The following is a 22,676-nucleotide window of genomic DNA, read 5'->3' as shown; positions in this document are numbered from 1 at the left end:
TGCCCGTTGCCGCTGCCGAAGTTGAGATTGCCGACGTTGCCATTGCCGAAGTTGGTGTAGCCGGCGTTGCCGCTGCCGAAGTTCGCGTTACCCCAGTTCCCGCTGCCCAGATTGGCGTTGCCCAGGTTGCCGCTGCCGAAGTTCGCGTTGCCGTCGTTTCCGCTGCCGAAGTTGGCGCTGCCCCAGTTGCCGCTGCCCAGGTTGCGGTCGCCCAGGTTGCCGATGCCCAGATTCCACACGCCCGTATTGCCGATGCTGGTGTTCAGCGTCGTGAGACCGTTGAGTGCGTCCTGCCAGGACGCCAGTTGCGACGCCGCGGCTTGCGCGCCGCTGTGGTAGCCGACCAGCGCGGCCACGTCGGCGGCCCAGAATTCTTCGTAGATGCTCTCGGCGGCCGCGATGGCCGGCGCGTTCTGCCCGAACAAGTTCGAGAGCACCAGCTGCACGAACGCGTTGCGGTTGGCGGCCACGACCTCGGGAAGCACGGTCGCTGCTCGAGCCGCCTCGAATGCGCTCGCCACCGCCCCAGCCTGATTGGCCGCCCCGGCCGCGCGGGCCGCTGCCGCGCTCAGCCACCCCGTATACGGTGCCGCCGCGGCCCCCATTGCGCGCGCCGCCGGTCCCTGCCATGCCTGCTCTACCAGCCCCGACGTCACCGAGGCGAACGACTCCGCGGCCGTGCCCAGCTCGTCGGCCAGGCCGGACCACGCTGCGGCGGCTTCCAGCATCGGCGCCGAACCGGCCCCGACGAACATCCGCAGCGAATTGATTTCCGGAGGCAAGACGAAATAGCTCACGAGTTGGTCCTTTCAGCTGGCTGGTCACGGCCAGAGGACCAGCACAAGAGCGCGCCGCGTTGCCTACCAGCCATGATTTCCCCGACCACCGGGCAACGCGACGCTGCGGAAACCGTAGCTGTCATTTGCGCGCCATATGCGGTTTTCGGCTAGAAGCTTCGTTCCGGGTGTTCCCGGGGGCACGCCGAGTAGCGTCACTGTCATGAAACGGCAGGGGCCGGCCTCCGATTCGCTTGCGCCGCAATATCCGATCGAGTCGGTCGACAACGCCCTGCGGCTGCTGTTGCTGTTCGGTGAACGACCACAGATCCGATTGAGCGAGGCGACCCGCTACCTCGGCGTCGCCTCGTCCACCGCGCACCGGCTGTTGGCGATGCTGACCTACCGCGGCTTCGTCCGACAGGATCCAGAGTCCAAGGCATATCTGCCCGGAGCGGCCTTGACGAGTGTGGCCTTCGCCATCTTCGGGCGCATCGACATTCAGCGCACCGCCGTGCCCGTCATGCGTGTGCTCAGCGAGCAGTTGGGCGAGACCATCCACATCGGGACGCTGGACGGTGCCGATGTCCGTTTCGTCGCCGCGGTCGAAGGTCCGAAAGCGGTCCGGGTGGCATCGCGATTGGGGCGCTCCATGCCCGCGCACTGCACGTCGACGGGCAAGGCGTTGCTGGCGCAACTTCCGGAAAGCGAACTGCGACAATTGATTCCGCGGGAAAAACTGGACGCTGTCACGGCGCGCTCGATCGTCAGCCGCGCCAAGCTGGAGTCCGAGTTGTCCCGTATCCGGGAGCGCGGCTACGCAACCAACCGCGAAGAGAGTGAGGAGGGCGTCGCGTCGGTCGCGGTGCCGATCCACACCCGCGTGCCCGGCCTGTTGCTTGCGTTGAACGCCGCGGCGCCGCTGAACCGCCTGCCGACGTCGAGGTACTCGACCGTGGCCGCCGCGCTTGTCAACGCGGGCAAGGAAATCGGCGATCAGCTGGGTTGACCGGTGAGCCGGGCCACCTCGTGCCGCCAGGCGGCGTCCACCTGAAAGCCGGACCCGAGGTCCGGTAGGTCGGCCCAGTCGGCGTCCTGGATGTCGCGCAACCTGCCGCCGGCCGAGCGGATCCGCAGGGACATGCGTGCCAGCTCGTCGAGACTGATCGCCTGCAAAACCGCCCGTTGCACACTGTCCGCGGCGCTGGTGATGCCGTGGCCGCGGCAAACGACCACCGGCGCGTTGCCCATCGCGGCCACCATTTCCTTGCCCAGCAACGAGTTTCGGATCAGCACGGCCCGTTCGTAGACCGGCACGCCGCCGCGGGCCAGCCAGGCGCCGGCAATGTCGTAGGCGCCGTAGATGGGTCGCAGTTCGATGCCGGCGAGATTCGCGGCGACGACGGCGGGAGGGTGCAGGTGCGCTACGGCCCGGTACCGTGTGTCGGCGAGCATGGTTTCGAGGTGGATGGGCAACTCGTTGGGCACCCGATAGCCGTCGAGTTCGCCTGGGGCACCCGCGTTTCCGTCGAAGTTGACGAGCCGGACGTCGTCGGGGCGGGTGAACGCCACCCCGGCGTCGTCGTCGCTGCGGCAGCGGACGAGCAGGTGGTCGTCGTCAATCCGCAGGCTCAGGTGGCCGAGGATGCCGTCGACCAATCCGCGGGCCGCGGCCACCCGGCAGGCCTGGGCCACCAGGGCACGCTGCTGGTCAAGCATCTCGGCCCCGACGGTCTCCGATTCCGAACCCGCCGTCGGGGTGGATGGTCTGGCCGCTGATCCCGCGAGACCGGTCGGAGGCCAGGAACACATAGCTCCAGGCATGGTCTGCTCCGGAAAGGGCGACCCGCAACGGCGTGCGCGCGGCCAGATCGGTTGCCCGGCCGGGGGAGTCGTCGAGGCGGACATCGGCGAGACCGAGACTGGCCAGCCCGCGCAGGTCGGTGTTCAGCGTCCCGCCCGGCGCCACCCCGTTGACCCGGATCTGCGGGGCCAACTCGTGAGCCAGTGCCGTCACCAACCCGCGCACCGCGAATTTCGAAGGGACATAGAGCACACCGCCGCGGCCGGGATAGTAGGCCGAGGTGGACTCGGTCAAGACGATCGACGCGCCGTGCTGTGCCCGCAGGCACGGAAGTGCGGCTTTGACCGATTGCAGGTGACTGAGCACGTTGGTGCGGAACATCTCGTCGAACGCGGCGGACAACTCGTCGGCGCCGATGTCGTCGATCCCCTGGTAGAAGTCGAATACGCCGACACAGTTGACCAGGGTGTCGAGACCACCGTAGCGGTGCACCGCGGCGGCCACCGCGCGGTCGTTGGCTTCGCGAACGGTGGCGTCGCCGTGGATCACCTCGGTTCCGGGAAGCTCGTCGCGCAGCCGCCCGCACTTGTCCGGATCCCGTTCCAGCACAGCCACTTGTGCGCCCTCGGCGAGAAAAGCGTCGACCACCGCCCGGCCGATCCCGGACCCGGCGCCCACCACCAGCGCGCGCTTGCCGTCAAGCCAACCGGTCATCGTCGCTCTCCGGCTCCTCGGGCAGCAGTGGCGCGTTCGAGTTGCCGACCATGGCCGCCAGCGTACGGGGGTTCTGCCAGGTCAGCGCCTCGACTTCGAGTGCGTCCAGGGTGATCCACTGGCCGGTTCGGGGCGCGGTGATCAGCAGTCGTGATCCGTTGCGGGTTTCCACGCGCTGGACCACCACTTCGGTGAATTCATTTGCCACCGTGATGGGCTCGCCGACGGGCTTCACAGGAACACCGCCAGATTCTGCATACGCAGCACCGACTCATCGGCAATGATCGTGCGGCGGGCCAACTTCCAGGCCTCGTTGTCGTCGTCCCAACGCAGCAGGTCCTCCCGGCCGCAGGACAGCAGTGCGCTCTCGTTGACGTCGCCGCGGCTACGGAACAGCAGTTCCGCGGACTCCACAAGTAGCTGGCCTGCATCGTCATCGAATGTGCGCACGTTGGTGATGAAGTGCCGCAGCCGTGACGGCGGGTCCTCGGCCCAGACGTGTTCGGTGCCCATCCGCGCGACACGCTGGCGCAACGAGTACATGTCCTCGTCGAAGTGATCCATGCCGGGGGAGGTGTCGAACCCGGCGCCGCGGGCGGTCGTCACGCGCACCGGCATCACGTACCGGATGTCGTCGGTCATGGTGTCCAGCCACGCCTCGTAGTGCTGCGCGTCCAGCAGGTAGGCCTCGTCCACCAGGAACTGATGAGCCTGTAGGTGGCGAATATCGTTGAATGGCAGAGGTTTTCTCATCGTAGGTGCTCCGCCCAGAGTTTGAGCAACTCGCGCTGGTTGTATTCGTTGTAACCGACCTGGGCGCGGCCGGGGCCGTGGAACGAGTCCGACGGCAACGCGTAGATCACCGGACGGTCGTCGGCGAGCAGTCCCATCCGGCTGTTCAGCTGCAGCCGCCGCGCCATCGAACCACCCGCGGTGGTGGTCAGCGACACCCAGTTCTCCACGTCGTCCTGCTCGAACATGCCGGTGGACCCGAAGCACATCAGGTAGGCCTTGTAGGAATCCTTCTTGAACTGCTCTGTTGCCGCCGCGTCCACCGCGAACCACGAGCAGACCTCGGTTTCGTTCTCGCTGATCGGCTGCCACTGCCGGATCGAGATGAACGGCAGCACCTGTTCGCTGCCGGGAAGTTTCGGCCAGTTGTGCACGAAGCTCAGGTTGGGAAAGCAGGTCGCCGCCGAGAACATGAAGCCGTCCTCGGCGATCACCTGCTGCTGCCGGGGCGACCAGACCTGCTTGATCCGGCCGATCATCTCGTCGGGATAGCCCACGTAGCGCATGCGTTCGCCGAAATCACCCGGTGGCAGTTTGTAGGTGGTGCCGCCGCCCCGGTGCGCCCAGTACGTGGCGCCGTCCTTGCGTTTCTGCGCCTTCGGTTCGCGGAACAGTCCGATGTCGACGATCGAGGCGTGCGTATGCGGGGTGTGGTACATGTCGCCGGAGAAATTCTCCGCGCCGATCTTCCAGTTCGCCTTGATCCGCCACCGTTGCGGACCCCGAACCTCCAGCCCGTGCGCGCTTTGCCGGGTGTAGAAATCCAGATAGAAAGCGAAATCGCCGAGGAAGTCGGTCAGCGGCTGCGCGTGCGGGTCCAGGCTGACGAAGATCAATCCGTTGTAGATCGCCAAACTCGGTGCGGGCAGCAGCGTTTGGTTCTTCGGAAACCCGTCGTCACCGCCGTAGGCCTCCCGGTGGAACGGTAAACCGGTGAGCCGTCCGTCGTTGCGGTAGGTCCAGCCGTGGTAGGGGCAACGAAAATTGGATGCGTTGCCCATCTCCGCGCGGCACACCTGCATGCCGCGGTGCAGACACATATTGAACAGAGCGCGCACCCGCCCGTCGGAGTCGCGGGTGATGATGAACGAATCGTCGAGTACCCGGCGCACCACGTAGTCGCCGTCCTGCGGTATCTCCGACTCGTGGGCCACGAACATCCATGCCCGACTGAACAGCCGCTGCTTCTCCAGCACGAACAGGTCTTTGTCGTTGTAGATGTGGGCGGGGATCATGCCGCGGCGCACATCCTCGAAGAGGCTGTCGTCTACAAGAGTGGTCACCGGAATCTCCCCAGTACTGGCGTCTGCTCTACAGAGAATAACTCCGCTAGAAAGAGAGAGACCCGCATCCTGCTCGTTGACTCTGCGCTGAGGGCGGGGTCTACTCGCACTTTGTCGCCCTGTGCGCAGAGTCAACGAGAATGGGCGGCGTAGCCTCACGCTGGTGAACGCCGCACCGGAGCGCGTCTCGTCGCAGCGCGACGTCTCGGCGGAGATCGCCGCGATCGCGACCGGTTACGCGCGCGTGGGTGGACCGGAAACACAGCCGCGCCTGGACTACCCGCCGTACCGCAGCAGCATCTTGCGGCATCCGAAGAATCCGGTGCTGACGGTCGACCCCGAGGAGATCGAACGCTGGGCACCGTGCTTCGGCCATCAGGATGTCCACCCGCTCGACGCCGATCTGACGGCCGGTCACCCCGGTGAGCCGATCGGGGAACGGGTCATAGTGACCGGACGGGTGCTGGACCGGCAGGGCCGCCCGGTGGCCGGTCAGCTGGTGGAGATCTGGCAAGCCAACGCTGCCGGACGCTACCGCCATCAGCGCGACCTGCACCCCGCGCCGCTCGACCCCAACTTCACCGGCGCCGGGCGCTGCCTCACCGGGCCCGATGGCTCGTACCGGTTCAAGACCGTCAAGCCCGGCCCCTACCCGTGGCGCAACCACCACAATGCGTGGCGGCCCGCACACATCCATTTCTCGGTCTTCGGCACCGCTTTCACGCAACGCTTGGTCACCCAGATGTACTTTCCTGGTGACCCGCTGTTCGCGCTGGATCCCATCTACCAGTCGATCGTCGATCCCGTTGCGCGACAACAGCTCGTCGCGCACTACGACCACGACCTCACCGAACCCGAATACGCCACCGGCTACCGCTGGGACATCGTGCTGAGCGACGGCGCCCACGATGAGTGAAATGGCTTGCACCCCAGGGCAGACCGTCGGTCCGTTCTTCAGCATCGGGACGTCGTTCTCGCGGGACAGCCAGTTGGTGGGCGCGGAGTTTCCCGGTGCGCTCGAGTTGCACGGCACCGTCTACGACGGGGAGGGCGTGGTGGTGCCCGATGGCTTGGTCGAGATCTGGCAGCCCGACAGCGCCGGCCGGATTCCGCGGGCTTCCGGTTCATTGCGGCGCGACGGTTGGACGTTCACCGGGTGGGGCAGGGCAGCGACCGACGCCGACGGGCATTACTCCTTCACCACGGTCGCTCCGGGTTCGACGGATCCGCAGCGACCGGCGTTCTTCACGGTCGCCGTGTTCGCGCGGGGGCTGTTGCACCGGTTGTTCACTCGCGCCTACCTGCCCGGCACCGATCTGGGCAGCGAGCCGGCACTGTCCGCCGTGGCCGCGGTGCGCCGGACCACCCTGTTGTGTATCGACGAAACCGACGGGGCGAGAAGACGATTCCGTTTCGACATCCGTCTCCAAGGTCCTGGCGAGACGGTGTTCCTGGCGTACGAGGAAGGCCGGCGATGACCAACCTGTTGTGGCCCGGGGACGAGCGGGCCGGGGAGTACATGACCGACCACACTTTGCTGCGGTCGATGGTCGCGGTCGAATCGGCATGGTTGAACGCGCTGGCCGCTGCCGGTCTGGCTCCGGTCGCGGGTGCCGACCTTGCGCATCTGGTCCTCGAGCACGACTGCGAACAACTTGCGGTGACGGCCGAGGACGGCGGCAACCCGGTGATCGGCCTGGTGGCGCTGCTGCGCCAGCGGGCGGTCCCGGTGGTGGCTCCGTGGATCCACCGCGGCCTCACCAGCCAGGACGTCGTCGACACCGCGCTGATGTTGGCCACCCGCGACGTCATCGGGAAAGTGACCGAGCTACTGGCCCAACAGATCTGGGCACTGTCGGCGCTGGCCGAAACCCATCGCGCCACCCCGATGCTCGCGCGCACCCTGACCCAGCACGCCGCGCCGACCACGTTCGGCGCCAAGGTCGCGGGCTGGCTGGACGGCGTCGTCGACGCCTACGCCCGAGTCGGCACGCTGGCCATCCCGGCCCAGTTCGGAGGGGCCGTCGGGACATGGTCGGCCACGGTCGAACTGGCCACGCTGCGCACCGTCACAACCGATCCTGCGCAGCTGGCCGAACAGGTAGCCCGCAGTGCCGCAGCCGCTTTGGGACTGACCTACCGCCCGCCCTGGCACACCACCCGGACGCCGGTCGCCGCCGTCGGCGACGCACTGGTCGCGTGCACCGACTGCTGGGGCCGCATCGCCGCCGACGTCGTCACCCTCGCCCGTCCCGAGATCGCCGAACTCAGCGAACCGGCCGGCGACCGGCGGGGCGGCTCGTCGTCGATGCCGCACAAACGCAATCCCGTGCTATCCATCCTGATTCGGCGTGCCGCGCTCACCGCGCCCCCGTTGGCCGCCACCCTGCACACCGCCGCGGCTCTGGCGAACGACGAACGCCCGGACGGCTCGTGGCATGCCGAATGGGACACGCTGCGGACCCTGGCGCGCCGGACCGCCGTCGCCGGATCCCAGTGTGCGGAGTTGCTGGACGGTCTTCGGGTGCACACCGTTGCCATGGCCGAAAACCTCTGCGGCGCAGACGTTCTCGGCGAACAACGGGCCATCGCCGAACTCACCGGGAACGCGCCGTCGGCGAGCTACCTGGGCGCCGTCGACCGGCTGATCGAGCAGAGCGTCGAGCGCGCCCGGCGGACGCTGACCGGTTAAGCCCGCCCGGGCTTGCACGCGACGATCGCGACCGCGGCCAGGCGCTCGCGGTGCTGGCGAAAAGTGCTGCGCATCATCAGGACTCGCTTGCGCGCGTCGGGTTGGGTCAGCACGTTCTTGGCGAACCGCAAGGCGCCCAACGGCCCTTCGTCAGAAATTATCCGGCGGGGCTGCAGCAGTGCCATCGGTGCGGTGGCGACGTTTTCGACCACCAGCCCGTGCCCGGCGAGCAGCTCAGTCCACTCGGCAATGGTCAGCGGGCGCGCGTTGACCTTGATCGCGCGTGCCAGCGACTGGCGCACCTCGGTGCTGATCTCGGCTGGGACGTCGTCGGGAGTCAGTGCCAGTTCGTGGATCGCGTAGCGGCCGCCCGGTCGCAGCACCCGCGCCGCCTCGGCCACGATGGCGTGCTTGGCCGAATCGCCCTGCATGGTCAGCATCGCCTCGCCGATGACGACGTCGGCGCTGGCGTCGGGCAACCCGGTTTCGGCGGCGTCGGTGACGCGAACCTCGCCTCTGCCGCCCAGCACGGTGCGCACGTGGTTGGCCGCGTCGGCGTCACCTTCCGCGCCGACATAGGACCGGGGGTTGCGGGCGATGATCTCCGCAGCGGTGCGGCCCAGCCCCGGTGCCAGCTCGACGACGTCGGCGTCGGTGACATCGGCGCGGGCCAGCAGCGTGCGGGTGAGTTCGACGCCCCCGGGCCGCAACACCCGCTTGCCGAGCCGCGCCAGCAGCCAGTGTCCCTGCACGTGTTCGTCGTCGCGCTTCGACGACGGCAGCGGCTCTTTCTTGTCCGCCATCAGATCGCCTGCCGCGCTGGAGGCTCCAGAACCAGCGCCGGGCGCCGCTTGTGCACGGTGAGATAGCGCAGCCCGGCCGGGCCGGCGGCGAACTGCCGCCGGGAGCGTCGTGGCAGCCAGAGTATGGCGCCCGGGTAGAGGTCGATGATGCCCTCCTCGGTGGTCAACCGGCCTTCGCCGGACAGCACATGGATCAGGACGTCCAGATCGGGTCCAGTATGTGCGTCGATTCTGCCTTCCGGTGCGAGCGCGATGATGTTGGCGTCCAGATCACGCTCGCGCATCTCGAGTTTCCACACCGCCCCGGTCACGTCGGGGGCTGTCTGCGCGGCCAAGTCGGACGTGTCGGCCAGCACCCGGGGCAGGGGAGTGGTGGTGCGCTTGCTGATCCTGATGCGCCAGACCTGCGGCCCTTTGTCCAGGTACTCCCAGCCGTAACTGCCGGGGTATTCGGCGTCGAACTCGGATCGTAGGTGTTTGGGATCGTGGTTGTTGACCAACACGAACGACTGACCGGGCGAAAGCGCGTTGTAGGTGGCGAAAATGGTGGGATGCTTGTCCGGCTTGCGTAGCGCTCGGACGTCAAGTTCGTTGTCGGCCATAGTTATTCCCAACCTCTAGTTTATACAAGTCGTCTTGTGTAAAATCTAGCGCATGACATACGTGATCGGAAAGCCATGCATCGACGTGATGGACCGGGCCTGTGTGGAAGAGTGTCCGGTCGATTGCATCTACGAGGGAGGCCGGGCGCTCTACATCCATCCCGACGAGTGCGTGGACTGTGGCGCGTGCGAGCCGGTGTGCCCGGTCGAGGCGATCTACTACGAAGACGACCTGCCCGAGGATCTGCAGCCGTATCTGGCCGACAATGATGCGTTCTTCAGTCAAACTCTGCCTGGGCGCGACGCGCCGCTGGGTTCACCGGGTGGTGCCGCCAAGGTGGGCCCGATCGCTGCCGACGCGCCGCTGGTGGCCAGCCAACCCAAGACTGCCTAAGGGGATATGCCAGTGAGTGACCAGACCGCGCCACTCGAGGACGCCGGCCGCCGCCGCGCGGTACTACGAGTGTTGCGGGCGTCCCGGGATTCGTTGAGCATCGCCGCGATCGCCGAGGAGCTGGGTGTACATCCCAACACGGTTCGCTTCCACCTCGACAGCCTGGTTGCGGACGGCCAAGTGGAACGGGTCGAGTCCGCGCGCCGCGGTCCGGGCCGTCCGCCGCTGATGTTCCAGGCCGTCCGGCAGATGGACCGCGGCGGTGCCCGGCACTATCGGCTGCTCGCCGAAATACTCGCCAACGGCCTTGCCGCAGAACCGGATTCGAGTGTTCGGGCGATGGCCGCAGGCCGGGCGTGGGGCGAACGCCTACCGGCGCCGGACACTCCGAGTGTCGACAGCTCGATCGACCGCCTGATCGGGTTGCTCGACGAGCTCGGCTTCGCCCCGGAACGCCGGGAATCCGACGGCAGACAACAGGTCGGGTTGCGGCACTGCCCGTTCCTGGAGCTGGCCGAAGCCCAATCCAGCGTCGTGTGTCCGATCCATCTGGGCTTGATGCAGGGCGCGCTGGAGAGCTGGGCGGCACCGATCACCGTCGATCGGCTCGAGGCGTTCGTGGAACCGGATCTGTGCCTGACCCATCTGGTGGAAGGAGTGCAGCGGTGAGTACCGCACGCGCAGTGGAGATCGCGATCACATTCGTGTGGCTGGGCATGGTGTTGGCCATCTCGTTCCTGGAAGCTCCGCTGAAATTCCGGGCGCCCAACGTGACACTGCAGATCGGCCTGGGCATCGGGCGCCTGGTCTTCCGCGCGCTGAACACGATCGAGGTCGGGTTCGCGCTCGTGCTGCTCGCGCTCCTGGTCGCGGGGCCGACGCCGACGCGGATCATCGCGGCATACTCGGTCGTCGCCGTCGTGCTGGCCATCCAGCTGGTCACGGTTCGGCCCCGGTTGACCCGCCGCTCCGATCGGGTGCTGGCCGGCTCGGATGGTCCGCGCTCCCATGCCCACTACGTCTATGTCGGTCTGGAGGCGGTCAAGGTCATCGCGCTGATCGTGGCGGGCATACTCCTCTTAAGCGTCTGAAAGGACTCATCATGGAATCGATCTCGCTGACCGACCTGGCCTCCGAGAAGTTGGCCGAGGCGCGCAAGTCGCACAGCGGCCGCGCCGCCCACACCATCCACGGCGGACACAACCACGAGCTGCGCCAGACGGTGCTGGCCCTGCTCGCCGACCACGACCTGTCCGAACACGACAGCCCGGGGGAGGCCACGCTGCAGGTATTGCAGGGCCATGTCCGCCTCACCGCCGGTGAGGACGCCTGGGACGGCAAGACCGGCGATCACCTCGCCATCCCGCCGGTGCGTCACGCGCTGTACGCCGTCGAGGATTCGGTGGTGATGCTGACCGTGCTGAAGTCCCAGCCCGGCGCCGCCCACTGAACGTGCTGGCCACGCCCTGGTCGCGGGACTTCGGCCTGCGGGTGCCGATCGTCAACGCGCCGATGGGCGGCGTGGCCGGCGGACGACTGGCGGCGGCGGTCACCGCGGCCGGCGGTCTGGGCATGGTCGGGATGGGCAGCACGGCGACCAGGGCGTCGCTGGCCACCGAACTCCAACACGTCCGCGGGCGGTTCGGGATCGGTCTGGTGGACTGGGTGATGCGTAGCCGGCCCGGGCTGCTGGACGATGCCCTGGCCGCGGGCCCGGCGCTGCTGTCGGTCAGCTTCGGTACCGACTGGTCCTGGGTCGAGCAGGCACACGATGCCGGAATCGCAACGGTCACACAGGTTTACGACGCGTCAGGGGCGTGTCGGGCGGCCGACGCCGGCGTCGACATCCTGGTGGCGCGCGGTGCCGAAGGCGGCGGGCACGGCGAGGTGCGACTCGGGACGCTGCCGCTGCTGGACGCCGTCCTGGACGCGGTGTGCGTACCGGTGCTGGCCGGCGGTGGCGTCGCGTCACCCCGCAGCCTGGCCGCGGTGCTGGCCGCCGGTGCGAGCGGCGCGTGGGTGGGCACCCGGCTGGCGGCCTGCCCGGAGGCGTTGACCGGCGACGCGAGCCGCCGGGCGCTGATCGATGCCGCAGCGACCGACACCCGGATCACCCGGGTCTTCGACGTCGCGGCGGGACTGCCCTGGCCGGAACGGTTCCCGTCGCGGGTGCTGGACGACGAGTTCGTCGCGCGCTGGACGGGTCACGAACAGGAACTGGCCGCGCGGTCCGACGTCGCGCAGACCACCGCGGTCGACGCCGGTCAGGGCGTCGGGATGATCGGCGACGACGCCTCGGTCGCGCAGGTCATCGAGGCGATGTGCGCGGGTGCGCAGCGGCTGCTTGCGGCCTGGTCGGATCCCGCGACGTGACCGACGCCGCATTCGCGGCCCGAAGTGACCGATATCGAGGTGCGGGTAGCCCGGTGGGGTCGTTACCCGGTGTTAGCGTTTGAGACATGTCAGTACCTGCCAAAGAGGGCATGTCAGGACCGCGCGGACTGAACCTGCCCGGCGCCGTCGGGCAGACGGTCCGGCCGTTCACGCGCACCGGCCGGTACTTTGCGCGCTCGTGGCGCGACTACCGCAAATCCGACAGCAGCGACGTCGCAGACCTTCCGATCGCCCGTCCGACAGTCGCCCTGGCGGCACAGGCCTTCCGCGACGAGGTGGTGCTGGCAGGGCTGAAAGTGCGCCGCCCGGTCAGCCAACCCGCTGCGTTCGCGCGGATCAACGACGAAGTGGTTGCCGCGCTGGACTTTTACGACAACCGTGGCTGGCTCGAGAAGCCCGAGGGCTTTTTCACTGCGCCGCCGCCGCTTTCGGACGTCAAGATCCGGGACGTCAAGGGACGCGGGCGTTCTCATCAGTTCCTGTCCTTCGACAGCGGATACACCCCGCACCCCGGCGAACCTGGTCGGGACCGGTGGCTGGGATACACCGCGCTGCAGCGCGAACACGCAGTGCTGCTACGCCATCCGGAGCCGCGGCCCTGGCTGATCTGCGTGCACGGCACCGAAATGGGCCGATCGGCAATAGATCTCAGGATCTTCCGGGCCTGGAAGTTGCACGAGGAACTGGGCCTGAACGTGGTGCTGCCCGTCCTTCCCATGCACGGCCGGCGGGCGCGCGGGCTGCCCAAGGGTGTGGTGTTCCCGGGTGAAGACGTCATGGACGACGTGCACGCCACCGCGCAGGCAGTGTGGGACATCCGGCGGTTGTTGTCCTGGGTGCGCGCCCAAGAGCCCGACTCGCCGATCGGACTGAACGGCATCTCGCTGGGCGGTTACGTCGCGGCGTTGGTGTCCAGCCTGGAAAGCGATCTGACCTGCGCCATCCTGGGCGTGCCGCCGGCCAACCTGGTCGAGTTGCTGAGCCGGCACGCCGGGTTGCGCAGGGGTGATCCGCGCCGCGACACGATGCAGCTGGCCGAGCCGATCGGCGCCATGACCTCGCCGCTGTCGTTCACCCCGTTGGTGCCGATGCGGGGCCGCTTCGTCTACGCCGGTGTCGCCGACCAGGTCGTGCATCCCCGTGAGCAGGTGGTGCGGCTGTGGGAGCACTGGGGCAAGCCCAAGATCGTCTGGTACCGCGGGGGCCATGCCGGCTTCATCCGCTCCCGACCGGTGCAGGCGTTCATCCGGGACGCACTGCAGCAGTCGGGCCTGCTGGACGGCTAGCCGTCACACCCCGCGCAGATAGCGCTTCGCGATGAGTCGCTGCGCCACCACGACAAACGGTCCGCCCAGTTTGCTCCACCAGGTCGCGGGCCGGGAGAACGACGACACCTCCGCATAGACGGCCCCGCTGCCCGGGTCGTAACGGACCGCGAAGCGTTCCTCGCCGGAGGCCGGGTGGCCCGGCAGCGTGCCGTAGGCGAATCCGCGCACGTCGGGCTCGTCGACCACATACACCACGCGGCACGGCGCGCGCAGCACACCCATCATCTTGACCACCACGATCGACGACACCGTGGCGGTGTCGGAACTCGCCTGCACCTTCAGTCCGGCCCCGTGCTGCATGCCCCAGTGCATGACGGCGTCGGCGGCCTGTTCGAAGCGTTCCCGGCCCGTCCCGATCGGGGCGGACGCGGCGAGGTGGGTGTACCCGGGAGGCAGTTGGGCGGCGGCCGTCGCGCCGACCTCCGGATAGGTGAGCTGCTGGTCGGTATACGCATCCAGGTCCACCCGGCCAGCTTGCCACGTGTCCGGGGATATCATCCGCGAGCCGCTGCACCCTGCACCGCGATGGGACGATGACTCGCCCAATACGGTGTCCTGGTGACACACGCTCATCCCGGCGGCGGATTCAACCCGCCCGAGCCCACCACCAAGGGCGGACCGGACTACGGCAGGTTCGTCGATGCGGTGCGCAAATTGCAGGACCACGCCCGCGCCGTCGATGCGCCCGACGACGTCATCAGCCAGGCCGCCGACCGGCTGGAAGAGCTGTCGGCGTTGCTGGCCCCCTACGACGCCGACGAATGGCAGTCGCCGTCGGGCCGCCGGATGGACCTGCCGGTGCGGGGGAACGTCCTGACGGTGCCGATGGACGCTCGCAAGACCGAGGACGACCGCATCGAGGGGTGGGCCCGGTTCGCCCGGTTTCACCTCGGACGCAACGGTGCCGTGCACGGCGGCTCGCTGGGCATGCTGTTCGACACCGTGCTGGGTTTGACGGCATCGGTGCTCACCGGGAGCAAGCGCCAGCGCACCGCATACCTGAAGATCAACTACCGCAACATCGTGCCGATCGAAAAGGAGTTGCAGTTCGACTCCGGAATCGACAGCGTGGACGGCCGCAAGATCTTTGTATCGGGCCGGTTGCGCGACGGCGACACCCTGCTCACCGAAGCCGACGCCCTGTTCGTGCGGCTCAAGCCGGGGCAGCCTTGACGCGACGCCCCGATAGCATTGTCCGCGATCGCCTCGCATTCAGTATTGGAGACCAACCCCCATGAGCGCCCCCATCCGGATCCCCGCCGGGACCACCGCGGCTGCCGCCGTCGGCGAGGCGGGTTTGCCGCGCCGCGGGACGCCGGACGCGGTCGTGGTGGTGCGTGATGCCGAGGGCAAGCTGCGCGACCTGAGCTGGGTGCCCGAGGCCGACACGGAGGTGACCCCGGTCGCCGCCAACACCGAAGACGGGCGCAGCGTGATCCGGCACTCCGCCGCCCACGTGCTCGCCCAAGCCGTGCAGGACATGTTCCCGGAAGCCAAGCTGGGTATCGGTCCGCCCATCGTCGACGGCTTCTACTACGACTTCGACGTCCCCGAGCCGTTCACGCCGGAAAATCTCCAGGCGCTGGAGAAACGGATGCGCCAGATCGTCAAGGAAGGTCAGCTGTTCGACCGGCGGGTCTATGCCTCCAAGGACGCTGCCCGCGAAGAACTCGCCGACGAACCGTTCAAGCTCGAACTCGTCGACGACAAGTCCGGCGACCCCGACGTGATGGAAGTCGGCGGCGACGAGCTGACCGCCTACGACAACCTCAATCCCCGCACCCGCGAACGGGTTTGGGGCGACCTGTGCCGCGGACCGCACATCCCGACCACTAAGCACATCCCGGCGTTCAAGCTCACCCGCAGCTCGGCCGCGTACTGGCGCGGCGACCAGCAGAACGCCAGCCTGCAGCGCATCTACGGCACCGCGTGGGAGTCGCAGGAGGCGCTGGACCACCACCTCGAACTGATCGCCGAGGCGCAGCGTCGCGACCACCGCAAGCTCGGGGTGGAGCTCGACCTGTTCAGCTTCCCCGACGAAATCGGTTCGGGGCTGGCCGTTTTCCACCCCAACGGCGGGATCGTGCGTCGCGAGCTGGAGGAGTACTCGCGTCAGAAGCACGCCGCGGCGGGGTATGAATTCGTCAACACCCCGCACATCACCAAGGAACAGCTCTACCTCACCTCGGGCCACCTGGAGTGGTACGCCGACGGCATGTACCCGCCGATGCACCTCGACGCCGAATTCAACGCGGACGGCTCGGTGCGCAAACCCGGCCAGGACTACTACCTCAAGCCGATGAACTGCCCGATGCACCACCTGATCTATCGGGCCCGCGGACGGTCGTACCGCGAACTTCCGTTGCGGCTCTTCGAGTTCGGCAGCGTCTACCGCTACGAGAAGTCCGGTGTGATCCACGGCCTGACCCGGGTGCGTGGCATGACCCAGGACGACGCGCACATCTACTGCACCCGCGATCAGATGCGCGACGAGTTGACGTCGGTGCTGCGATTCGTGCTCGACCTGCTCGCGGACTACGGCCTCGACGACTACTACCTGGAGTTGTCCACCAAGGACCCGGAGAAGTATGTCGGCTCCGACGAGGTCTGGGAGGAGGCCACCCAGATCCTGCGGGAGGTGGGGGAGGCTTCCGGGCTGGAACTGGTGCCCGACCCGGGCGGCGCGGCTTTCTACGGTCCCAAGATCTCGGTGCAGGTCAAGGATGCGCTGGGCCGAAGCTGGCAGATGTCGACGCTGCAGGTCGACTTCAACATGCCGGACCGCTTCGAGCTGGAATACACCGCCTCCGATGGGACCCGGCAACGTCCGGTGCTCATCCACCGCGCGCTGTTCGGGTCGATCGAACGGTTCTTCGGCATCCTCACCGAGCACTACGCCGGTGCGTTCCCGGCGTGGCTGGCGCCGGTCCAGGTGGTCGGTATCCCGGTGGCCGACGAGCACATCGACTATCTGGAAGACGTTGTCGCTCAACTCAAGTCGCACGCGGTGCGGGCGCACGTGGACCTCAGCGACGACCGGATGGCCAAAAAGATCGTGCACCACACCAACCAGAAGGTCCCCTTCATGCTGCTGGCCGGCGACCGGGACGTGCAGGCCGGCGCGGTCAGCTTCCGGTTCGGCGACCGCACCCAGATCAACGGGGTGCCGCGGGAGACGGCCGTCGCGGCCATCGCCGACTGGATCGCAAGTCGTCAAAACGCCACTCCGACAGCGGAACTGGTGAAGGTTGCCGACGGTGGCTGAGCAGGACGACACGATCCACGACCGCGGCGTGGGACGCCGCGACCACCTGCAGCGGTTGTGGACCCCGTATCGGATGAACTACCTGGCCGAAGGGCCGCTCAAGCGCGACGAGGACAACCCCTCCCAGCCGTTCACCGACATCCCGACCATGTCCGACGAAGACGGCCTCGTGGTGGCGCGCGGCGAACTCGTCTACGCCGTGCTCAACCTGTATCCGTACAACCCCGGCCACCTGATGGTGGTGCCCTACCGGAGGGTGTCGGAGCTGGAAGACCTGACGGAGCCGGAGAGCGCCGAGGTGATGGCGTTCACCCAGAAGGCGATTCGCGTCATCAAGAACGTGTCGCGTCCGCACGGCTTCAACGTCGGCATCAATCTCGGCACGTCGGCGGGCGGCTCGCTGGCCGAGCACCTGCACATCCACGTGGTGCCCCGCTGGGGCGGCGACGCGAACTTCATCACCATCGTGGGCGGCTCCAAGGTGATACCGCAGTTGTTGCGCGAAACCCGTCGGCTGCTGGCCGAGGAGTGGGCACGGCAGCCATGAGCAAACTCCCGTTTCTGTCCCGGGCGTTCTTCGCTCGCGCCACCGACCCGGTGGCCCGGACAGCGCTGAAGGTCGGTCTGACGCCGGACATCGTCACCGTCATCGGCACCGTCGGTTCGATGGCGGGCGCGTTGGTGCTGTTTCCGATGGGTCAGTTGTTCTACGGCGGATGTGTGGTCTGGTTCTTCACGCTGTTCGACATGGCGGACGGGGCAATGGCCCGGGAACGCGGGTTCGGCACCCGATTCGGCGCCGTCCTGGACGCCACCTGCGATCGTCTCGGCGACGGCGCGGTGTTCTGCGGGCTGCTGTGGTGGATCGCGTTCCACCAGCACGACAACTGGCTCACCGTGGCGACGCTGATCTGCCTGGTGACCTCGCAGGTGATCTCCTACATCAAGGCCCGCGCCGAAGCCAGTGGGTTGCGCGGCGACGGCGGTTTCATCGAACGGCCCGAACGGCTGATCATCGTGCTGGTCGGTGCGGGAGTATCGGACTTCCCGTTCGTGGCCTGGCCGCCGGCCCTACCGATCGCGATGTGGCTGCTGGCCGTGTTGAGTGTCATCACCTGCGGGCAGCGGTTGTACGCGGTGCGAACCTCGCCGGGTGCCGTCGACCACCTGGCGCTACCGGGAAAGAGTGAGCCGTGATACCGCCGTCGGGAAGTGTGAGTCTGCCCGGTCGCCGGCCCCGTGAACTGGTCACCGGTGCTGCCTCCGACTGGGCGTACGCCACCGGCTGGATGGCGGTTCGGGCGTTGCCGGAGTTCGCCGCCCGCAACGCATTCGACGCCGGGGCGCGTTACGCCGCCCGCCGCGGCGGGCCGCAGCAGCTGCGCAAGAACCTGGCCCGGGTGATCGGCGTGCCGCCCGACCGGGTGCCGAAGTCGTTGATGCGCGCCTCGCTGCAGTCCTACGCCCGGTACTGGCGGGAGGCGTTCCGGCTGCCCACCATGGACCACCGCGAGCTGACGCGGCAACTCGACGTCGGGACGCACGGCCAGGACAACCTGAACGCGGCGCTGGCCGCGGGTCGAGGCGTCGTGCTCGCCCTGCCGCACAGCGGCAACTGGGACATGAACGGGCTGTGGCTGGCGCAGACGCACGGCACCTTCAGCACCGTCGCCGAGCGGCTCAAACCGGAGTCGCTGTATCGACGTTTCATCGACTACCGCGAAGGCCTCGGCTTCGAGGTGATCCCACACTCCGGCGGGGAGCGGCCACCTTTCGAGACGTTGTGTGATCGCTTGCGCGACAACAAGATCGTGGCATTGATGTCCGACCGTGACTTGACCCGCACCGGGGTCGAGGTCGACTTCTTCGGCGAACCCACCCGGCTGCCGGCCGGTCCGGCCAAGCTCGCGATCGCCACCGGGGCCGCCCTGCTGCCGTCGCACTGCTGGTTCGAAGGCAACGACTGGGCCTGCAACATGCAGACGCCGCTGGACTGCAGCAGCGGCGATGTCCGCGCCATCACCCAGGCGCTGGCAGACGAGTTCGCGAGCAATATCGCCGCCCATCCCGCAGACTGGCACATGCTGCAACCGCAGTGGTTGGCCGATCTGTCGGACGACCGTCGGGCGTGGTTGAAGGGCGGCTGATGCGGATCGGGATGGTCTGCCCCTACTCGTTCGATGTGCCGGGCGGGGTGCAGTCGCACGTGCTGCAACTGGCCGACGTGATGACCGCCCGCGGGCACCACGTCAGCGTGCTCGCGCCGGTCTCGTCGGAGACGTCGCTACCCGACTACGTCGTCTCCGCCGGCAGGGCGGTTCCCATCCCCTACAACGGGTCGGTGGCCCGCTTGCGGTTCGGGCCGGCCACCCACCGCAAGGTCAAGAAGTGGCTCGCCGAAGGCGATTTCGACGTGCTGCATCTGCACGAGCCCAGCGCCCCGAGCCTGTCGTTGCTGGCCCTCAACATCGCCGAGGGGCCGATCGTGGCGACGTTTCACACCTCGACCACCAAGTCGGTGGCCATGTCGGTGTTGGGCGGCATGTTGCGTCCCCGGTTCGAGAAGATCATCGGTCGGATCGCGGTGTCCGACCTGGCCCGGCGCTGGCAGATGGAATCGGTCGGCTCTGACGCGGTGGAGATCCCCAACGGCGTCGACGTCGACTTCTTCGCGTCCGCGTCTGCGCTGGACGGCTACCCGCGACCCGGCAAGACCGTGCTGTTCCTGGGGCGCTACGACGAGCCCCGCAAGGGTATGGCGACGTTGCTGGCCGCCATGCCCGCGGTGCTGGAGCGCTTTCCCGACCTGCAACTGCTGATCGTCGGTCGCGGAGACGAAGACGAATTGCGTTCTCAGGCAAGCGGATTCGTCGACAATATCCGCTTCCTGGGTCAGGTGGACGAGGACGGGAAAGCCGCGGCCATGTGCAGCGCCGACGTCTACTGCGCGCCCAACACCGGCGGTGAGAGCTTCGGCATCGTCTTGGTGGAGGCGATGGCCGCCGGCACCGCGGTGGTGGCCAGCGACCTCGACGCATTCCGGCGGGTGCTGCAGGACGGTGCGGTAGGGCGGTTGGTCCCGGTGGACGACAGCGGCGCGCTGGCCGAGGCGTTGGTCGCCGTGCTGGGGGACGACGGGTTGCGCGGCCGATACGTGACGGCCGGCGCGGAGGCGGTCCGCCGCTACGACTGGTCGGTGGTGGCCAGCCAGATCATGCGCGTCTACGAGACGGTCGCCGGGTCGGGCGTCAAGGTGCAGGTGGCCAGCTGATGGCGTGGCTGATCGCCGCGCTCGTCGTTGTGGTCCTGTTGGCGTTCGCTGCCTGGGGGTATCAGCGCGCGAACCGGCTGGACCGGTTGCACGTGCGCTACGACCTGTCCTGGCAGGCGCTGGACGGGGCACTGGCGCGGCGCGCGGTGGTGGCGCGCGCGGTCGCGATCGACGCCTACGGCAACGCGCCCGAAGGTAGGCGGCTGGTTGAGTTGGCCGACGCCGCCGAACGCGCGCCCCGCACCGGGCGCGAGACCGCGGAGAACGAGCTGTCGGCCGCGCTGGCGATGGTGGATCCGGCGTCGGTGCCGGCGGCGCTGCTGGCCGAGCTCGCCGACGCCGAGGCGCGGGTACTGCTGGCCCGCAGGTTCCACAACGACGCGGTGCGCGACACGTTGGTGTTGGCCGAGCGGCGCATGGTGCGGCTCTTCCGGCTCGGTGGAAGAGCGCCGCTGCCGACGTACTTCGAGATCGTCGAACGCCCGCACGCCCAGGCGCACACCGACCACGAACTCAACCACCGCACCTCGGCGCGGGTGGTGCTGCTCGATGAAGCCGGGGCGGTGCTGCTGTTGTGCGGGTCGGATCCCGCGTTGGCTGACGCTCCGCGGTGGTGGTTCACCGTCGGCGGGGAAGTTCTCGACGGCGAGCGGCTGGCCGAAGCCGCGGCCCGCGAGCTGGCCGAGGAAACCGGGCTCTTGGTGGCGCCGACGGAGATGGTCGGCCCGATCTGGCGGCGCGACGAGGTGTTCGAGTTCAACGGGACCATGATCGACAGCGAGGAGTTCTACCTGGTGCACCGCACCCGTCGGTTCGAGCCGACGCTGGACGGGCGGACCGAGCTGGAGCGTAGCTACATCCACGGCGCCCGCTGGTGTGACGCCGCGGATATCGCGGCCCTGGAGGGTGCCGGTGAGTTGGTGTATCCGCGCCAGCTCGGGGAGTTACTGCTGGTGGCTGGTGAGCTCGCTGACAACCGCGACGCGGTGGTTCCGCAGTCGATCCGCTGACTGAAGCATCTGTTGTCAGGTGCCGAGCAGGTTTGAAGTCCTGTGTGTTGGCTAGAACTCACTTTGTGGTCCGAAGTATGCGGCTCCCACTTTTCAGCGCACGAACACAGGGGAAGGAGTCTGACTGATGTTCCCGAGGATCGCAGTGAAGACGAAAACGATGGCGGCTGCCAGTATCGCGGCGGCAGCGATTCTGACGGCGGCACCCGCAATGGCGGACCCGCAGGCCGTCGCATTCGGCCAAGCGGCGGAGATCGCCGGGGCAGCCGGTGTTGGATCCATCAGCTACACGGTGGGTAACCTGCAGCCCAGCGGAAACAATGACGGCGCATGGTATTCCGAGGTGACGGCCAGGGGCGTCAGCGGCTCGCCGACTCCGAACATCGCCAACTTCAACGCGCGCGCCGCGAACAGCTCCACCTACGCGGTCATGAAGGGGAACCAGCCGGACGGCCTGCCCAACCAACCACTCATGGCGGGCACCGAAGTAACCGGGAAGCTGTACTTCGACGTCAAGAACGGCCCAGCGCCCGACAGCGTCGTGTACCGGGACGCCGGCGGCACTGACAAGGTCGTCTGGAAGGGCTGACCGCCCACCTAGAAGGGTGGGGGTTCGTCGTCGGGGGCTGGTGGTGGGCTGGTGTCGGTCCAGCCGGTGACGCTGGCGTGGCGGTTGGCCATGCGGGCTTGGTGGTTGTGTCGGCGTTCGGTGGTTACGCGCTGAGCGCGGTTTTGGGCGCGGGTGCGGCGGCGTTTGGGCATCATCGCGCCGCGCTGGGCGCAGTGGTCTTGGGGCGCGATGGTTTCTGGGGTGGGCATGCCGCCGACGGCGGTGCACAGGCTGGGGAACAGCAGGGCGCTGCCGGGGGTGGTGACGTGGGTGTCGCCGGCGGGGGAGGTCAGGATCAGGGTGCCGTCGGGCAGTTGCTTTTCGGTCCAGCCCCAGAAGGTTTTGACCAAATGGTGGGTACGGCAGTAGCACTTGGTGTTGGCCGCGTGGGTGGGCCCGCCTTGAGACCACGGGATCGTGTGATCCAGGTCACACTGGGTGGCGGGCACATCGCAACCCGGCCAGCGGCACGTCAGGTCCCGGCAGCGCACGAAGTCGGCCAACGCTTTGGACGGGCGGTAGTGCGGTTCGGGTGGGCTGTAGCCGGGGTGGATCAGTGGCACCTGTTTGGCGGTCTGGGCCAGTTCGGCGAGCAGTTCGGGGGTGATGAGCCCTTCGGCGCCGATCATCGCCGCGGGCCCGCTGCCTGTGCCGTTGAGGGTGTCCTGGGTGGCGATGACGTGGACGATCACCGGCGAGGTTGGTGGGCGCGTGCCGGCGCTGCAGTCGTTGCGCCCGCACAGGCAGGCCATCCGGGTGGCGCGGGCGCTCAAGGCCTCGATGGCGTCGGCGCGGCGCTGTTCGGGGGTGCGCGGGTCCTCGACGCAGACCGTGGCCGCCAGCGCGCTCAACGCGGCGTCTAGAGCGCGGGCATCGGTGGGGCGCAGCTCACCTTCCACGCGGCAGGTCCCGTCGTATTCCTTGTCGATGTCCAGATG

Annotated in this window: 27 protein-coding genes and 1 pseudogene; 18 read left to right on the top strand and 10 right to left on the bottom strand. The window is 67.9% G+C overall.

Annotated elements, in window-relative coordinates; all coding sequences use genetic code 11:
- Nucleotides 1-28: 28 nt before the first annotated feature.
- A pseudogene (locus AC5Y47_RS23830) lies at nt 29-797 on the bottom strand (PPE family protein); the annotation flags it as partial.
- 202 nt (nt 798-999) lie between these two features.
- On the opposite strand from AC5Y47_RS23830, the gene AC5Y47_RS23825 reads away from it, so the two are divergent.
- The gene (locus tag AC5Y47_RS23825) at nt 1,000-1,785 is read left to right on the top strand and encodes an IclR family transcriptional regulator (RefSeq protein WP_499946709.1); all 786 of its coding nucleotides are present in this window, start codon (nt 1,000-1,002) and stop codon (nt 1,783-1,785) included.
- On the opposite strand, the gene phtC is transcribed toward AC5Y47_RS23825, so the two are convergent.
- Genes phtC through AC5Y47_RS23800 form a run of 5 tightly spaced genes read right to left on the bottom strand, consistent with a single transcriptional unit; the run spans nt 1,773 to nt 5,321 of the window.
- Nucleotides 1,773-2,495 carry a 3,4-dihydroxyphthalate decarboxylase gene (gene phtC / locus AC5Y47_RS23820; RefSeq protein WP_499946708.1) on the bottom strand — a complete coding sequence of 241 codons (723 nt, stop codon included), beginning with the start codon at nt 2,493-2,495 and terminating at the stop codon, nt 1,773-1,775. The two genes, AC5Y47_RS23825 and phtC, sit on opposite strands and share 13 nt — an antisense overlap.
- On the bottom strand, nt 2,488-3,294 hold the full coding sequence (hcaB, locus tag AC5Y47_RS23815) for a 3-(cis-5,6-dihydroxycyclohexa-1,3-dien-1-yl)propanoate dehydrogenase (RefSeq protein WP_499946707.1): 807 nt from the start codon (nt 3,292-3,294) through the stop codon (nt 2,488-2,490). Before hcaB ends, phtC begins: the two co-directional genes overlap by 8 nt.
- The gene (locus tag AC5Y47_RS23810; RefSeq protein ID WP_499946706.1) at nt 3,278-3,529 is read right to left on the bottom strand and encodes a dihydrodiol dehydrogenase; all 252 of its coding nucleotides are present in this window, start codon (nt 3,527-3,529) and stop codon (nt 3,278-3,280) included. The genes hcaB and AC5Y47_RS23810 overlap by 17 nt, the downstream gene beginning before the upstream one ends.
- The gene (locus tag AC5Y47_RS23805) at nt 3,526-4,047 is read right to left on the bottom strand and encodes a 3-phenylpropionate/cinnamic acid dioxygenase subunit beta (protein WP_499946705.1); all 522 of its coding nucleotides are present in this window, start codon (nt 4,045-4,047) and stop codon (nt 3,526-3,528) included. Before AC5Y47_RS23805 ends, AC5Y47_RS23810 begins: the two co-directional genes overlap by 4 nt.
- Nucleotides 4,044-5,321, bottom strand: coding sequence for a Rieske 2Fe-2S domain-containing protein (locus AC5Y47_RS23800; protein ID WP_499946726.1), 1,278 nt, complete (start codon nt 5,319-5,321; stop codon nt 4,044-4,046). The genes AC5Y47_RS23805 and AC5Y47_RS23800 overlap by 4 nt, the downstream gene beginning before the upstream one ends.
- A gap of 211 nt (nt 5,322-5,532) precedes the next feature.
- Between AC5Y47_RS23800 and pcaH the strand changes: the two genes are divergently transcribed.
- From pcaH to AC5Y47_RS23785, 3 genes are read left to right on the top strand one after another with little or no spacing between them, the layout of a single operon-like run.
- The gene (gene pcaH / locus AC5Y47_RS23795) at nt 5,533-6,285 is read left to right on the top strand and encodes a protocatechuate 3,4-dioxygenase subunit beta (protein ID WP_499946704.1); all 753 of its coding nucleotides are present in this window, start codon (nt 5,533-5,535) and stop codon (nt 6,283-6,285) included.
- On the top strand, nt 6,278-6,847 hold the full coding sequence (gene pcaG, locus AC5Y47_RS23790) for a protocatechuate 3,4-dioxygenase subunit alpha (RefSeq protein ID WP_499946703.1): 570 nt from the start codon (nt 6,278-6,280) through the stop codon (nt 6,845-6,847). Before pcaH ends, pcaG begins: the two co-directional genes overlap by 8 nt.
- A complete protein-coding gene (locus AC5Y47_RS23785; protein WP_499946702.1) occupies nt 6,844-8,061 on the top strand; it encodes a lyase family protein in 1,218 nt (405 codons plus the stop codon). Before pcaG ends, AC5Y47_RS23785 begins: the two co-directional genes overlap by 4 nt.
- Here the strand turns inward: AC5Y47_RS23785 and AC5Y47_RS23780 are convergent.
- Nucleotides 8,058-8,864 (bottom strand): class I SAM-dependent methyltransferase, encoded by an 807-nt coding sequence (locus AC5Y47_RS23780; RefSeq protein WP_499946701.1) that lies wholly within the window; start codon nt 8,862-8,864, stop codon nt 8,058-8,060. The two genes, AC5Y47_RS23785 and AC5Y47_RS23780, sit on opposite strands and share 4 nt — an antisense overlap.
- Entirely contained in the window at nt 8,864-9,466 is a 603-nt protein-coding gene (locus AC5Y47_RS23775) for a DUF2249 domain-containing protein (protein ID WP_499946700.1), read from the bottom strand. The genes AC5Y47_RS23780 and AC5Y47_RS23775 overlap by 1 nt, the downstream gene beginning before the upstream one ends.
- Nucleotides 9,467-9,518: 52 nt before the next feature.
- On the opposite strand from AC5Y47_RS23775, the gene fdxA reads away from it, so the two are divergent.
- From fdxA to AC5Y47_RS23745, 6 genes are all read left to right on the top strand, one after another.
- Nucleotides 9,519-9,860, top strand: coding sequence for a ferredoxin (gene fdxA, locus AC5Y47_RS23770; protein WP_499946699.1), 342 nt, complete (start codon nt 9,519-9,521; stop codon nt 9,858-9,860).
- 12 nt (nt 9,861-9,872) lie between these two features.
- Nucleotides 9,873-10,529 carry a helix-turn-helix transcriptional regulator gene (locus AC5Y47_RS23765; protein WP_499946698.1) on the top strand — a complete coding sequence of 219 codons (657 nt, stop codon included), beginning with the start codon at nt 9,873-9,875 and terminating at the stop codon, nt 10,527-10,529.
- A complete protein-coding gene (locus AC5Y47_RS23760) occupies nt 10,526-10,951 on the top strand; it encodes a hypothetical protein (RefSeq protein WP_499946697.1) in 426 nt (141 codons plus the stop codon). The genes AC5Y47_RS23765 and AC5Y47_RS23760 overlap by 4 nt, the downstream gene beginning before the upstream one ends.
- Before the next feature lie 11 nt (nt 10,952-10,962).
- A complete protein-coding gene (locus AC5Y47_RS23755) occupies nt 10,963-11,310 on the top strand; it encodes a cupin domain-containing protein (protein WP_499946696.1) in 348 nt (115 codons plus the stop codon).
- A gap of 2 nt (nt 11,311-11,312) precedes the next feature.
- Entirely contained in the window at nt 11,313-12,233 is a 921-nt protein-coding gene (locus AC5Y47_RS23750) for an NAD(P)H-dependent flavin oxidoreductase (protein WP_499946695.1), read from the top strand.
- Between the two features lie 110 nt (nt 12,234-12,343).
- Complete coding sequence (locus AC5Y47_RS23745) at nt 12,344-13,540, top strand: alpha/beta hydrolase family protein (protein ID WP_499946725.1); 1,197 nt, start codon at nt 12,344-12,346, stop codon at nt 13,538-13,540.
- A gap of 3 nt (nt 13,541-13,543) precedes the next feature.
- On the opposite strand, the gene AC5Y47_RS23740 is transcribed toward AC5Y47_RS23745, so the two are convergent.
- The gene (locus AC5Y47_RS23740) at nt 13,544-14,047 is read right to left on the bottom strand and encodes a DUF1990 domain-containing protein (RefSeq protein WP_499946694.1); all 504 of its coding nucleotides are present in this window, start codon (nt 14,045-14,047) and stop codon (nt 13,544-13,546) included.
- A 93-nt stretch (nt 14,048-14,140) separates the two neighbouring features.
- On the opposite strand from AC5Y47_RS23740, the gene AC5Y47_RS23735 reads away from it, so the two are divergent.
- From AC5Y47_RS23735 to AC5Y47_RS23700, 8 genes are all read left to right on the top strand, one after another.
- On the top strand, nt 14,141-14,755 hold the full coding sequence (locus tag AC5Y47_RS23735) for a PaaI family thioesterase (protein ID WP_499946693.1): 615 nt from the start codon (nt 14,141-14,143) through the stop codon (nt 14,753-14,755).
- Nucleotides 14,756-14,816: 61 nt separating this feature from the next.
- Nucleotides 14,817-16,847, top strand: a complete 2,031-nt coding sequence (gene thrS, locus AC5Y47_RS23730; protein WP_499946692.1) for a threonine--tRNA ligase — start codon at nt 14,817-14,819, stop codon at nt 16,845-16,847.
- Nucleotides 16,831-17,394 carry an ATP adenylyltransferase gene (locus tag AC5Y47_RS23725; protein WP_499946691.1) on the top strand — a complete coding sequence of 188 codons (564 nt, stop codon included), beginning with the start codon at nt 16,831-16,833 and terminating at the stop codon, nt 17,392-17,394. The genes thrS and AC5Y47_RS23725 overlap by 17 nt, the downstream gene beginning before the upstream one ends.
- Nucleotides 17,391-18,044 carry a phosphatidylinositol phosphate synthase gene (gene pgsA, locus AC5Y47_RS23720; RefSeq protein ID WP_499946690.1) on the top strand — a complete coding sequence of 218 codons (654 nt, stop codon included), beginning with the start codon at nt 17,391-17,393 and terminating at the stop codon, nt 18,042-18,044. Before AC5Y47_RS23725 ends, pgsA begins: the two co-directional genes overlap by 4 nt.
- Entirely contained in the window at nt 18,044-18,994 is a 951-nt protein-coding gene (locus tag AC5Y47_RS23715; RefSeq protein ID WP_499946724.1) for a phosphatidylinositol mannoside acyltransferase, read from the top strand. The genes pgsA and AC5Y47_RS23715 overlap by 1 nt, the downstream gene beginning before the upstream one ends.
- Nucleotides 18,994-20,118, top strand: coding sequence for a glycosyltransferase family 4 protein (locus AC5Y47_RS23710; protein ID WP_499946689.1), 1,125 nt, complete (start codon nt 18,994-18,996; stop codon nt 20,116-20,118). Before AC5Y47_RS23715 ends, AC5Y47_RS23710 begins: the two co-directional genes overlap by 1 nt.
- Complete coding sequence (locus AC5Y47_RS23705; RefSeq protein WP_499946688.1) at nt 20,118-21,128, top strand: NUDIX hydrolase; 1,011 nt, start codon at nt 20,118-20,120, stop codon at nt 21,126-21,128. The genes AC5Y47_RS23710 and AC5Y47_RS23705 overlap by 1 nt, the downstream gene beginning before the upstream one ends.
- A 124-nt stretch (nt 21,129-21,252) precedes the next feature.
- Nucleotides 21,253-21,717 carry a DUF1942 domain-containing protein gene (locus tag AC5Y47_RS23700; RefSeq protein ID WP_499946723.1) on the top strand — a complete coding sequence of 155 codons (465 nt, stop codon included), beginning with the start codon at nt 21,253-21,255 and terminating at the stop codon, nt 21,715-21,717.
- Between the two features lie 8 nt (nt 21,718-21,725).
- Here the strand turns inward: AC5Y47_RS23700 and AC5Y47_RS23695 are convergent.
- Nucleotides 21,726-22,676 (bottom strand): HNH endonuclease signature motif containing protein (locus tag AC5Y47_RS23695; protein WP_499946687.1); only part of this gene is annotated, 951 nt, incomplete at its 5' end.

This window comes from Mycobacterium sp. NGS22, assembly GCF_059813095.1.
This window is presented reverse-complemented; position numbering and strand designations above follow the sequence as displayed.